The sequence below is a fragment of the Microbulbifer harenosus genome (assembly GCF_005771435.1).
GTDB classification, from domain to species: Bacteria; Pseudomonadota; Gammaproteobacteria; order Pseudomonadales; family Cellvibrionaceae; genus Microbulbifer; species Microbulbifer harenosus.
On record NZ_VANI01000009.1, the window covers coordinates 13190 to 25814 of the forward strand.

13 protein-coding genes are annotated in these 12625 nt (G+C 58.5%); 6 read left to right on the forward strand and 7 right to left on the reverse strand.

Annotation, left to right across the window (positions count from 1 at the left end; all coding sequences use genetic code 11):
* Positions 1–297: 297 nt before the first annotated feature.
* The 3 genes from FDY93_RS08030 to FDY93_RS08040 all read left to right on the forward strand — a co-directional run bounded on the left by FDY93_RS08030 (position 298) and on the right by FDY93_RS08040 (position 2452).
* On the forward strand, positions 298–1050 hold the full coding sequence (locus tag FDY93_RS08030) for an OmpW/AlkL family protein (protein WP_171018935.1): 753 nt from the start codon (positions 298–300) through the stop codon (positions 1048–1050).
* A 121-nt stretch (positions 1051–1171) separates the two neighbouring features.
* The gene (locus FDY93_RS08035) at positions 1172–2122 is read left to right on the forward strand and encodes a DnaJ C-terminal domain-containing protein (RefSeq protein WP_138235237.1); all 951 of its coding nucleotides are present in this window, start codon (positions 1172–1174) and stop codon (positions 2120–2122) included.
* Positions 2123–2134: 12 nt separating this feature from the next.
* On the forward strand, positions 2135–2452 hold the full coding sequence (locus tag FDY93_RS08040) for a chaperone modulator CbpM (RefSeq protein ID WP_138235238.1): 318 nt from the start codon (positions 2135–2137) through the stop codon (positions 2450–2452).
* A 12-nt stretch (positions 2453–2464) separates the two neighbouring features.
* On the opposite strand, the gene FDY93_RS08045 is transcribed toward FDY93_RS08040, so the two are convergent.
* Positions 2465–3448 (reverse strand): calcium/sodium antiporter, encoded by a 984-nt coding sequence (locus FDY93_RS08045; RefSeq protein WP_138235239.1) that lies wholly within the window; start codon positions 3446–3448, stop codon positions 2465–2467.
* 158 nt (positions 3449–3606) lie between these two features.
* Positions 3607–5475 (reverse strand): DNA helicase RecQ, encoded by a 1869-nt coding sequence (recQ, locus tag FDY93_RS08050; protein WP_138235240.1) that lies wholly within the window; start codon positions 5473–5475, stop codon positions 3607–3609.
* Between the two features lie 162 nt (positions 5476–5637).
* On the opposite strand from recQ, the gene FDY93_RS08055 reads away from it, so the two are divergent.
* The gene (locus tag FDY93_RS08055; RefSeq protein ID WP_138235241.1) at positions 5638–6126 is read left to right on the forward strand and encodes a hypothetical protein; all 489 of its coding nucleotides are present in this window, start codon (positions 5638–5640) and stop codon (positions 6124–6126) included.
* A 43-nt stretch (positions 6127–6169) separates the two neighbouring features.
* On the opposite strand, the gene FDY93_RS08060 is transcribed toward FDY93_RS08055, so the two are convergent.
* Positions 6170–6952 (reverse strand): glutaminyl-peptide cyclotransferase, encoded by a 783-nt coding sequence (locus FDY93_RS08060; protein WP_138235242.1) that lies wholly within the window; start codon positions 6950–6952, stop codon positions 6170–6172.
* A gap of 51 nt (positions 6953–7003) precedes the next feature.
* On the opposite strand from FDY93_RS08060, the gene FDY93_RS08065 reads away from it, so the two are divergent.
* A complete protein-coding gene (locus FDY93_RS08065; protein WP_138235243.1) occupies positions 7004–7630 on the forward strand; it encodes a DUF502 domain-containing protein in 627 nt (208 codons plus the stop codon).
* A 62-nt stretch (positions 7631–7692) separates the two neighbouring features.
* On the opposite strand, the gene mnmC is transcribed toward FDY93_RS08065, so the two are convergent.
* The 4 genes from mnmC to FDY93_RS08085 all read right to left on the reverse strand — a co-directional run bounded on the left by mnmC (position 7693) and on the right by FDY93_RS08085 (position 11420).
* Entirely contained in the window at positions 7693–9738 is a 2046-nt protein-coding gene (gene mnmC / locus FDY93_RS08070) for a bifunctional tRNA (5-methylaminomethyl-2-thiouridine)(34)-methyltransferase MnmC2/FAD-dependent 5-carboxymethylaminomethyl-2-thiouridine(34) oxidoreductase MnmC1 (RefSeq protein ID WP_138235244.1), read from the reverse strand.
* 8 nt (positions 9739–9746) lie between these two features.
* Entirely contained in the window at positions 9747–10268 is a 522-nt protein-coding gene (fldB, locus tag FDY93_RS08075) for a flavodoxin FldB (RefSeq protein ID WP_138235245.1), read from the reverse strand.
* Between the two features lie 52 nt (positions 10269–10320).
* Entirely contained in the window at positions 10321–10785 is a 465-nt protein-coding gene (gene trmL / locus FDY93_RS08080) for a tRNA (uridine(34)/cytosine(34)/5-carboxymethylaminomethyluridine(34)-2'-O)-methyltransferase TrmL (RefSeq protein WP_138235246.1), read from the reverse strand.
* A gap of 104 nt (positions 10786–10889) precedes the next feature.
* A complete protein-coding gene (locus tag FDY93_RS08085) occupies positions 10890–11420 on the reverse strand; it encodes a glycine cleavage system transcriptional repressor (RefSeq protein WP_138235247.1) in 531 nt (176 codons plus the stop codon).
* 210 nt (positions 11421–11630) lie between these two features.
* Here FDY93_RS08085 and FDY93_RS08090 point away from each other — a divergent pair, with 210 nt between their 5' ends.
* Entirely contained in the window at positions 11631–12449 is an 819-nt protein-coding gene (locus tag FDY93_RS08090; RefSeq protein WP_138235248.1) for a class I SAM-dependent methyltransferase, read from the forward strand.
* Positions 12450–12625 lie beyond the last annotated feature (176 nt).

The window sequence follows — 12625 nt, forward strand, 5'->3', positions numbered from 1 at the left end:
TTCCTGCCACACGTTGCTGCTCTGCGTTTCTTGGCGCGAATAATGTTCTGCCGGGCCCTAATTGGCACCCAATACACCGAAATCGGCGTGATTTTTTCCTTGCTGGTTGTGGCAAAGTCTTTAACGCCTGGCGTGTATTACATCGAATAAGAGAAAGCCGGCGACCCAATCGTGCAAAAGTTCCAAAGATAAAGATTTTTTTCGGCTGTTTTTTCTACACCGATATCGTCCCGTGTCTAGACTGACAAGTGATTGGGTTGATTGCTGTTTAATTTGCCGAATACGATGGAGTTCTCAATGAAAATGACACGCGTTCTGACACCGCTTGCAATCGCTGTAGCTGCAATGGTAAGTGCCCAGCAGGCTTCTGCAGATTGGTTGAGTGATGGTGACTTTGTTGTTCGTGTTGGTGCGAGCTGGATTGACCCTGATGACAGTCATAATGATCTTCGCTTCACTGAAGATTTTATCCACGAAGACTTCGACATCGATGCCGATACCACATGGAATATTTCCGCGGCCTGGTTGCCGGTAGAGCATTGGGGTGTGGAACTGATGTATATCGGTTCCACCAACCACGATCTGGATCTAGAGCGCATCAGATATGACGATGTCTACGTTGATGTTGGTGACTATGATGTCGGTGATTTTGACGCGAGCTATGCCAATGCTTACCTCAACTGGTATCCGCTGAGCCGTGACTGCATGGTTCAACCCTATGTTGGTATTGGTGTTAACTACACCGACTTCAGCGATGAAAGCTTTTCTCGCCGATTCAGGGATGATCTGAATTCGCTTGATCTCATCGATATTGATTACGGCCTCAGCCACTCCTGGGGGTTCACTGGTCAAATCGGTGTGGACTTCAAATTCGGTCGCGAGAGTGCATTTCTTGTGAATGCTGCGGTGCTGTACATCGATGCCGATACTGACTATCGCGTTTCCTACACAGACAACCTGTTGCTCCCGCCGGCTCGTTTCACCAACGAGATTACCGATGTGGACTACAGCCCCTGGGTGTTTAATCTGGGTGTTGGCTACTCTTTCTGATCCCTGAATTCATCGGGTATCAAAGAGTCGCGTTCAAGGACGAACGGAAAAGGCACCTGCGGGTGCCTTTTTCATACATCGGAAAAATTAGAGCGTGTGACAGGGTAGTAAGCATTTCTGTATGGAATACCGCGACTATTACAAAATCCTTGGCGTGGAGCGCAGTGCCGCCCAAGATGAAATCAAGCGTGCTTACCGCAAGCTCGCCCGTAAATATCACCCGGATGTCAGCAAGGAAGATGCTGCGGAGGAGCGCTTCAAAGAAGTTAATGAAGCCTACGAAGTGCTGAAAGATCCGGAAAAGCGGGCTGCTTACGATCAATTGGGCAGCAGTTGGAATAGCGGTCAGGACTTCCGGCCACCGCCCAACTGGGATCAGGGGTTCGAGTTTCACGGCGGTGGCTACACCGAGGCGGACCCAGCGGCCTTCAGCGACTTTTTTGAAAGCTTGTTTGGCCGCGGTGGCTTCAGTCGTGGGAGTTTTCACGGTGGAGGCCAGCGGTTTCACGCGCAGGGGGAAAATACCCATGCGCGTATTGCCATAGACATCGAAGACAGTTACGCCGGCAGCAAGCGACAGATTACGCTCAAGCACTCTGAGCTGGGACCCAATGGCCGCCCGGTAGTAAAGGAGCGCAAGCTCAATATTACCATTCCGAAAGGTGTGACCGAGGGACAGCAGATCCGCTTGGCGGGGCAAGGCGAGCCGGGAATGGGCGACGGCAAGCCGGGCGACTTGTATCTTGAGATCGTTTTCAACCCGCATCCCCGTTTCAGTGTGGAGGGCACGACGGTGTATCTGAACCTGCCGGTGTCGCCCTGGGAGGCGGCGCTCGGTGAGAAGGTTCCGGTGCAAACCCCCAGCGGTACCGTTAACCTCACGCTGCCCCCCAACAGTAAAAGCGGGGGAAAGTTGCGTTTGAAAGGACGGGGGTTACCGGCAAAAGAGCCTGGGGATCTGTATGTGGTACTTGATATTGTGACACCACCTGCCGATACGGAGCAGGAGCGGGAAGCCTATCGAAATTTTCGCGACTCGTTCCGGTTCGACCCTCGTACCGGTGCCAGCTAAAGGATCTCTGCAATGGGCAATCAATTTGACACGAACGAATTGACGGCGGTACTTCTGGATGAAAACAGCCGGGTCACGTTGCGCGAACTATGTCAGGCCTGCGCATTGACAGCGGAACAGGTAACGGCGCTGATGGATGAGGGGGTGGTAGAGGCGCAGCAGGTTTCCGGAACACTGTATTTCAGTGGCGTGTGCGTGCGCAAAGTGCACCGTATGGTGCGATTGGAGCAGGACCTCGGCGTCAACCACGCTGGCGCCGCGCTGGCGCTGGAGCTGCTCGAGGAGATCGAGCAGCTGCGCGCGCGAATTCGCCGCTTGGAGCGGCATTGATAGCGGCGGCCTTCACGCCGCCTTGTTAGTGATCTCGACCACCAGATAGGTCGTGTAGGCTATATAGCCTGCGAGCAGCAGGGCGCCCTCAACGCGGTTGATGCGGCCGTGCCGCTTGCCAAATCCATAGCCAAACACGAACAGCGCCAAGGTCATACCGATAACCACTGGCCAGTCGCGGGTAAGCAACTCGGGCGGAATATTCGGCATCGGTGCGATGACACCGGCGATTCCCACCACCGCTAGCAGGTTGAACATGTTTGACCCAACGACGTTGCCGATGGCGATATCGTGTTCTCCCTTGCGAGCGGCGACCACGGTAGCGGCAAGCTCGGGAAGTGACGTACCGAGCGCGACGATGGTGAGGCCAATGACCAGATCGCTGACGCCCAGTTGCTGGGCAATGGTGACGGCGCCCCACACCAGCAGGCGCGAACTCAGAATCAACAGGGTAAGGCCTACCGCGACCCAGAACAGGGCCCTGCCCAGGGGCATGTCGTGTTCTGCCAGCTCCTTTTCAATTTCACTTTCAACGATATCGCCCTTGCCGCGCAGTGCCGAGAATATTGACCAGCCGATCAGGCCAAAAAAGCCTGCCAGCAGAATAAGCGACTCTGTGCGGCTGAGAGCCCCGTTCCAGAAGAACACGGCGGTGACACAAGTGATCGCCAGAAGCAACGGCAGTTCTTTGTTGATGATTTTGCTGTTTACCGTAAGCGGAATCAGCATCGCGGTGGCACCCAGAATCAGGCCGGTATTGGCGATATTGGAGCCGTAGGCGTTACCCAGCGCGAGCCCCGGGCTGCCATCCATTGCCGCCATGGCCGATACCACCATTTCCGGCGCCGATGTACCGAATCCCACAATTACCATACCGATCAATAGCGGCGGCATGCCGAGATGCCTGGCTGTTGCGGCGGCGCCTTCCACAAAGCGATCCGCGCTCCATACCAACAGAGCAAATCCGGCAACGATGGCGAGCAAGGGAAGAATCATGGGCATCCTTAATCTGGAGGGATTGAGTTTAGCCACGGCCGTGGCGATTGCGGAGGCGATTGTAACGGCTCTGCCGTCGCCTTGCAGGAGAGATTGAACAACTGCCCATCCCCTGCAGCGCAACGTCCGCGAACGTTACCTGTGGAGATCGGGCACTCTCAGACGTCTGTGCAAGCGGGTTCAAACTCCTGCAACAGCGCCAGAAACGGCTCCCCGAATTTCGTCAACTTGCTGTCGCCGATACCAGATATTGCCAGCATCTCGTCGCGATTGCGGGGGCGGGCGCTGAGCATTTCCCGCAGGGTGGCGTCGTGGAAAACCACGTACGGAGGCACGCCGCGTTCCTCCGCCAGGGATTTGCGCAGAGCGCGCAGTGCGTCCCACAGCGGTTGATCTTCCGCGGAAATTTCCGCGCGGGGGGCGCCGGCACTGACATCGCGCCCGGAGGCTTTGGCGGGAGCGGATTTCGGCAAGGTGCGTAGCAGCAGGGTTTCCTCGCCGCGCAGTACCGGCCGGCATTGCTCGGTCAATTGCAGTGCGTTGAACGCTTCAGCGTTGACCCGCAAATAGCCTCGCACCACCAACTGACGGGCGATGGCGCGCCACTCATTGGCGCTCATGTCGGCACCTATGCCATAGGTGGAGTTCCGGTCGTGACCAAACTGGCGGACTTTTTCGGTATCAGCCCCCCGCAGCACGTCGATCACATGAGCCGCACCAAAGCGCTGGCCGGTCCGGTAGACAGCGGACATCAACTTACGTGCGGCCTCGCTCGCATCCCAAGTGGCGGGCGTTTCCAGGCAGGTGTCGCAGTTGCCGCAGTCCGCCGCCAGTTCCTCTTCGAAATAGCGCAGGAGGGCGCGGCGCCGGCAGCTGGTGATTTCGCACAGCCCCAGCATGGCATCGAGCCGCTGGCGCTCCTGGCGTTTGTGTTCTTCGCTGCATTCTGAGGTGGCACCCATCTGGCTCAGTTTCACTACGTCTTCGAGGCCGTATAGCAGTAGCGCGATGGCGGGCTCGCCATCGCGCCCAGCGCGCCCGGTCTCCTGGTAATAGGCTTCGATGCTTTTGGGCAGGTCTAGATGGGCGACGAAGCGCACATCCGGCTTGTCGATCCCCATGCCGAAAGCGATGGTGGCCACCATGATCACGCCTTCCTCCCGCAAGAAGCGGCGCTGGTGCTCGGCGCGGACATGGGCAGGCAGACCCGCGTGGTAGGGCAGGGCGTTGAATCCCTGCTGTTGTAGCCAGTCCGCGGTGGATTCTACCTTGCTGCGGGATAGGCAGTAGACCACGCCGGCGTGGCCCTGCTGCTCGTTGTTCAGGAACTGCAGCAGTTGGCGCTTGGGATTGTTTTTGGGCGCGATGCGGTACTGGATATTCGGGCGGTCGAAGCTGCTGACAAAGTGGCGCGCATTCGCCAAGTCCAGCCGTTGGGCAATTTCCCGACGGGTGCGTTGGTCTGCGGTGGCCGTGAGGGCGACCCGAGGCACCTCGGGAAAACGTTGATGCAGGCAGGAAAGCTGCAGATAGTCGGCGCGGAAATCGTGCCCCCACTGGCTCACGCAGTGGGCCTCGTCGATGGCGAAGAGGGAGATTTTTGCGCGCGCCAGCAGATCCAGGGTGCGGGGCTGTAACAGCCGCTCCGGGGCCAGGTAGAGCAGTTCCAGCTCGCCGCGCAGTAGCCGGCCTTCGATTTGCTGGGCCTCGTCGTAACCGAGCGACGAGTTCAGGAAGGCCGCGGCCACACCGGCGGCCCGCAAAGCCTCCACCTGATCCTGCATCAGCGCAATCAGCGGCGAAATCACAATCCCACAGCCGGGGCGCGCCAGCGCCGGAATCTGGTAACACAGGGATTTTCCACCACCGGTGGGCATCAGCACCAGTGCATCATCACCGGCTACCAGGGTGTTGATGATCGCTTCCTGATCACCGCGGAATCCGGTGTAGCCGAACGTGTGCTCGAGGATAAAGTGGGGGTTGCCCGCGGAGTTGGATGTGGCCGGAGCCGGGTGTGATTCTGTCATGGGCGGCAGTATACCGTTTGCCCGGTGCCGGGTGTGAACCGGTTCGGGCCTCAGATGTCCAATTGTTGGCGCTCTCTTGTCCTTTACTGGCGCCTGTTTGCTTCAAGTAGTGTGAGCTTGGTCTATAATCCCACCACCGCAGACATAGACAGGGACAATGCTATGCGCGCAATGACAACGACGTCAGCTGAGCAGCCAGCTACAACTTCCTCCGTGTTGATCGGCACTCTGATGGCCTGTGCTCTGTCCTGGCTTGCTGGCTGCACTACAAGCGGCCCCAGCGCCATCAACCCCCGCAACCTGGCCCAGTCCGCCGTGGCGGATACTCATCTCGGGTGGAAACCTGCGCCCGCTCATCAGCTCAATTATTCACTGGCCACTTCCAGCGGTATCGCCCGGATGGAAGTGCGTGAGTTACCCGCAGATCTGCAGACGGTCACTATTGAGTTGCCGGGGATGCGCAATGTGGAAGGGGTGCAGTGGCGGGGGGCCAGCGGCGAGCACGCCATGCTGTTTGACGGTGCGGAAGGGGCAGATGGTGTGACTTTAGAGCGCCAGCAGCGTGGTTACCGGCTACAGCTGCAGGGTACGGCGCTGGAATCCATTCGCAGCGGCGGTTTTCTTACGGTGATCGACTATTATCGCAATTGATCGGTGCCGGAACTGATTGCCCTAGGGCGGGATCGGTGCGGCATTAGAACCCGAGCCCATGCGGGCGGATCAGGTAGAGTTTCGGCCAGAATTTTCCCGTCACCCACAGTCCTTTGCGATTCTGGTCCCAGGCAATGCCGTTGGCGACGGCATCTACATTCCATTGGTTGCGGACGCTGTCCTGGCGCAGTTTTTCCAGGTCCAGCACGCCCTTCACCTCACCGTTTTGTGGGTCAATAGCGATAACCCTTGGGTCCTGCCAGATATTGGCCCAGATCAGTCCGTTGGCATATTCCAGCTCGTTTAACCGTGTCCAGCGCTCTCCGCCACCGGTGACCCTGAGTGTTCGGGTGACGGCGAAGGTGTCCGGATCGCGAAACACGAGGCTGTCGCTGCCATTGCTCATGATCAGCTGTTTGCCATCGCTGGTGAGCCCCCAACCCTCGCCTTTGTAGTTCAGCGTCTTTTCCAGTGAAAAGTCCCCCCGCCGGTATATCTGCACCTCGCCTGCGCGGTAGGTGAGCAGGTAGAGCCGTTCACCGAAAACGGCGATCCCCTCCGCAAAACGGTCACTTGCCAGCCACTTGCGTCTTACGGGACTGGCGCCGGGGTCGGTATACTCCGCTAGCCATGAGCGGCCATAGAGTCCACTGCTTTCCAGCCAGCGCTCGCCGTCGTAGTACAGTCCCTGGGTAAAGTGATCCGCCGGGCGTTTTTTGCTGTCGAGCAGCTGATAGTCGAGTTGCGGTGGCGTTGATGCCGCGGCGGTCGGCACGGCGACCGTCAGGAGTAGCAGCGACAGCAGTTCGGGAATGTAGGATTTCATGGTTGGCCGAACGTATTCCTGTTTAACCGTTATTGTTCAGTGCAGTAGTTTATGACCAGAGTAAAAGCCTTTGTCACTTTGACGCTGTTGGGTGGTCTGGCGGTGGTGTTGCCCATTGCCATTTTCATCCTGTTGTTTCAGTGGCTGTTCGGCCAGATCAGCGAGTTGGTGGCGCCGGCCACGGAGTGGATGCAGGCACATACGGAGTTCAAGGATAACTTTGCCCGCCTGATCGTCCTAGGGCTGATTCTCGGTTTGTGTTTTTTGATCGGTCTGTTGGTGAAAACCAGTGTAGGGCGCTGGGCGCACCGGCACCTGGATCACTGGCTTGGCAGGTTGGCACCGGGGTACAGCACGATCAAGGATGTGGTACTGCAGTTTATTGGTGGTGCGGGTACGGAGGGGGTGTTATCTGGGCCGGTGGCGCGGGCGCGGATTCACGGTGCGGATAATCCGCTTTCGGTGACGGCGATTGTGACATCCCAGCATCCGAACGGAGATTTCACGGTGTATGTGCCGACGGCGCCGGTACCGACTTCGGGTTTTGTGTACCACTTGCCTCCGGAGTGTGTGGAGATTCTGCCCCATGTGACGGTGGAGGCGGCTATGAAGTCTATTGTGTCTTGTGGGTCTGGTAGTGGGGCGTTGTTACGGGTTCCTGCTACCCAGGATTCTTGATTAATTGTGGTTCTAGGAAGGATACCCAGCACTTCCCCTTCGCGTCACGTTTTGCGCACTGTTCAGTGCGGCGCTTTGTTTTTTCCAAGATTTCTTATTGCGAAGCGCATTGGATGTAGTGCTTTCACAAGATCTTCTGATACCGGCATCACTTCTTTACTGATCCACGCGGCCAACACCTCCGCGGCGAGCGGTGCATAGGTAAATCCTCGTGATCCCAGTCCCGCCAGCACATACAGGTTTTGCTGGTATGGAGTGCGGCGGTCGATCCGTTGCTTGCGGTTTTTGCGCAGCGCGCCGTAGGTATTTTCCAGCTGAGCCCATTCGGCGACCGGGCCTGCCATCGGCAGGTAGTCCGGGGTGGCGGCGCGGAGGGCGGTTCTCCCGCGCAGTTGCTGGTGGCTGAGTGATTCGGCGATTTGCGGTAACAGGGAAGCGAGTGTTGCCAGGTTTTCCTGGTGTTCTTCTTCGCGTATTTCCAAATCCGTTTGCTTCAGTTTGAAGGTGGCGCCGAAGCTGTGTTGTGGTGTTTTGTCAGGTTCTGAAACCGGCGCTGCGGGGGCGATGTAGCCTTCGCCGCAGAGGGCAATGTTCAGGGCTTGTGATACTGGTGTCGCCCGGGCGAAAGAAACCTGGCCGCGTATTGGCTGCAGTGGCAGGGGGGCGGTGTTGGGGAACTGGCGATTGAAGTTGGCGCTGCACAGGATGATGGCATCAAACTGATGCGATGTCTTTTTCCCGCGATTTTCTGTTTCCAGTTCCCACCGCGCTGCGGTCTGCTGAATACCGAGTACGGGTGTTTCCGGATGGAATTGGATATTCGGATGATTCAGCAGGGTGCTGCAGACCTGTTTCGGACGCAGCCAGCCGGCTTCCGGGAAGTAGAGCCCCGGTATATTGAGATCGACACCGGCGAGTTCGCTTGCCTGCGGCGCGGATACCGGTTGCGCGAGCAGGGAATTGCTGTCCAGCTCCAGGTGGTCGATGACCTGCTGTTGCAGCTGTTGCTCCTTTTCCGTTTCTGCCAGTTGCAGCAGGCCGTCGAAATGGATCGCGTCGGGGCAGTGCGACCGGTAGAAGCGCTGGGCGAATTGCAGGGCCAGTAGGTTGAAGTCGCCGTTGGGGCCGGGTTTTGGGGAGAGCTTTGCGTACAGGATGCCCTGGTCATTGCCAGAGGCGCCGCTGCCGGGTTCATTGCCCTGTTCGAACACCGCGACCTGGAAATTGCGGTCCGCCAGCGCGCGCGCGGCGGTTGCTCCGGCGATGCCCGCGCCGATAACAGCGATGGTGGCTGGGGGCTCGGTGTTTGTGACGGGCAGGTGCCAGGGGGTGGTGCGGTGCGGCCCTTGTTCGGCCGGTGTTGCCGCACTGAAGCGCCCGCGCAGCATTTCCCGCTTGCGCCCGAAACCCGGTACTTTTTCCAGCGCAAAGCCGACGGCTTTCAATCCCCTCTTGACGATGCCGGCGCAGGTAAAGGTGGCGAGTGTGCTCTCCTGAGCGCTGAGCTGTGCGATGGCCCGAAACAGGTCGTCGCTCCACATCTCCGGGTTTTTCGCCGGGGCGAATCCGTCCAGAAACCAGGCGTTGACCAAGCTGTCCCTGTGCGGATCATCCAGTTGTATACGCTCGAAGCCTCGGCTCGCCTCGTCGATGATCAGGGTCAGGTGTACATTGCCGGCAAAATTCAGCCGGTGTACGCCGCTCGCGAGATACGTTGGGTATTGCGCGATTAGTTGTTCGCTGAGCTCGCGCAATTCCGGCCACAGCGCTAGGGCGCGGCGAAGGTCGTGAGGGGCAAGGGGGAACTTTTCCACACTGACAAAATGCAACTGTGCCGTTGCGGGCGCGGTCTGCCGCCACAGTTGCCAGGCGGCGAGAAAATTGAGACCGGTGCCGAAGCCGGTTTCACCGATGCTGAAGGTGGCGTTGTCGGCGAGGTTCGCCCAGCGCTCACTGAGGTGGTTGTGCTTCAGGAATACGTGGCGGGTTTCTTCCAGACCCGAGGCGGTAGAGAAGTAGATGTCGTCGAAGGCCGGTGAAACAGGCTGGCCGTCTTCTTTCCATTCGAGCTGCGCCAGTATAACCGGAGTGTGTTGCTGTTCAGACATGGAGGCGGTCAGCGCAGGCCGAATTCGCGCATGATCTGCGCGCACCACTGGTCGAGGCGCTCATCGCTTTTCTCGAATTCGTTCTCCTCATCGAGGGCCAGACCGACAAACTGGCTGCCGTCCGGTGTCAGTCCTTTGGACTCTTCGAATTCGTAACCTTCTGCCGGCCAGTAGCCCACGGCTTTGGCGCCGAGGGCAAGGACCTGGGCGTGCAGGTAGCCGAGTGCGTCCTGATACCACTGGGGATAGCCCGCCTGATCGCCGAGTCCGTAGAGGGCGACGGTTTTGCCAGCGAGATCCAGGGTTGCCAGCTGGTCCCAGCAGTTTTCCCAGTCTTCCTGCAGTTCACCGTAATCCCAGGTGGGGATGCCGAGAATCAGGAAGTCGTACTCCCGCATCTGGGTGACATCGTCGTCTGCGACATTGTGGATGTCGATCCACTCCTCGCCGATGCGATCGCGGATTTTCTCCGCTGCCATTTCGGTGTAACAGGTACTGGAGCCGTAAAAAAGTCCGATGGGTGCGCGCATGGTTCGGTCAGAATTCCGGGGGAGTTAATCGTATTGAAAAAGTATCAAGCGCTTATACCGCGCCTTGATAACCCAGCTGCCGCCAGGCCTCGTAAATCACAATCGCCGCCGCATTGGACAGATTGATGCTGCGGCTGTTGGCGCACATAGGGATGCGCAAGGTGTGCTCGCTGCCGGCCATGGCCAGGAATTCCGCGGGCAGGCCGCGAGTTTCAGGGCCGAAGACGATGGCGTCGCCGTCGTGAAACTCGATTTCCGAATGGGCCCGGGAGCCTTTGGTGGATAGGGCCAGCACCCGCGCCGGCCGCTCGGACTCTACAAAGGTCCGCCAGTCCCCGTGGCGCACGACGCGGCTGTACTCGGCGTAGTCGAGCCCGGCACGGCGCAGGCGTTTGTCGTCCATGGCGAAACCGAGGGGTTCGATCAGATGCAGTTCGGCACCGGTATTGGCGCACAGGCGGATGATATTGCCGGTGTTGGGAGCAATTTCCGGTTGGTAGAGCACGATTTTGAACATGGCGACAACTTGGGCTGATCGGGTTTGACCATTAATACCCCGTTGTGGGGGCAGACAGGCGGCCCAGGTCGATTTATGAACAACCGGGCCGCGAAGGGCGGGGATTATAGCGCGGAGGAGGTCTCTTCGCAGTCGATCTCGACTCCGAGTTCGTCGGCAATTTCATCCAGTTCGTCGTAGAGACCGTCGAGGCTGACATCTTCCGCCACGCTAATCGTACACTCGGCGGTGAACAGGGGCTCGCCGCTCCAGGGGGTGCTGCCGTAACGGGTGTCGAGGGTTTCCACATTGATCTTGCGGGCAGCGAGGGCGCGGGAGATTTCCTTGACGATCCCGGGGCGGTCATTGCCCACGAGTTTGAGCTGCAGGGTCTGTCGGCTGTCGGAGGCTACCGCAAGGGCGTCTTCTACCTGCAGCTTAAAGTCGGCGCCGGCGAGGCTCATCAGCGCCTCCTTGAGACGCGGACCGTCTTCGGCGGCCACGCTGACCCGCAATATGCCGGCAAACTTGCCTGCAAAGTGGGCCATGCGGCTGTCTTCCCAGTTGCCGCCATTTTCCGCCACGGCGGCGGAGAGCATTTCCACTACGCCGGGTTTGTCGTCGCTGATAATGGAGATGACGAGGTGTTGCTGCATGGGGATGTCCTTATTGGCACTGCTGGATTGAGGTACCTGGCTGCGATACCTGCTGGCTGAGCTGAATTGTAGCCAGTATGGCGCCCGGTGGGCAAAGTTCTCGCTATGGAACCCCGGGGGCGGTCTGAGGCTTTACAAGAGGAGATCGGGAGTGTTGAATCCCCAATCGAGGAAAATAATTCCAAGCAAGCTCTCAAAAGGAGAAGCCCGATGTTAAATCCGAGGAAAGTTGCACACTGGTTGGCCGGTCTGGCCTGTGCGGTATCGTTTGCAGGCGCGGTTCAGGCCGATACCCTTCAGGGCGCTATCAAGGGGGATCAGCGCACACCGGCGAATGTAGCGCGGGACAAGTACCGCCACCCGGCGGAAACGCTGGCCTTTTTTCAGGTGAAGCCGGAGATGACGGTGGTGGAAATCTGGCCGGGTGGCGGCTGGTACACTGAGATTCTGGCGCCGATGTTGAAGGACAAGGGTACGCTGTATGCGGCGCATTTCCCGAAAGCAACGGAGGTGGGGTATTTCAAAAATTCCCTGGCCAAGTTTGAAGAGAAAATGGCGGCGGACAAGGATACCTACGGTGCGGTGAAATTGACGGAGTTCGTGCCGGGTGGTGGTAGTGATATTGCGCCGGCGGGTTCAGCGGATGCGGTGGTGACCTTCCGCAATGTGCACAACTGGATGGGCGGCAATAATGAGCAGGCGGCATTCAAGGCGTTTTACGCGGCGCTGAAGCCGGGTGGTGTGCTGGGTGTGGTGGAGCACCGGGCGAAGCCGGGTACCAGCCTTGAAGATATGAAAAAGAGCGGTTATGTGACTCAGGATTATGTGATTGAGCTGGCGAAAAACGCGGGGTTTGTGCTGGAGGAGTCCAGTGAGATCAATGCGAACCCGAAGGATTCCGCGGATCACCCGAAAGGTGTCTGGACTCTGCCTCCGTCCCTGCGTCTGGGGGATGAGGATAAGGACAAATACCTGGCGATCGGGGAAAGTGACCGTATGACATTGCGGTTCCGCAAGCCGAAGTCCTGATAATTGCTGATTACCTAGATAAAATGCCCCGGACAATCCGGGGCTTTTTTTGCCATTCCGCGGCGGACAGGCACCGGGTATTCGTTTTCGAAACCGGGCTAGGCGCCCCCCTTAAATACATCCCTGTACGCTGCGTCGCAAACATCCCTGTTTGCGACGCTTTCGAAAACGAATCC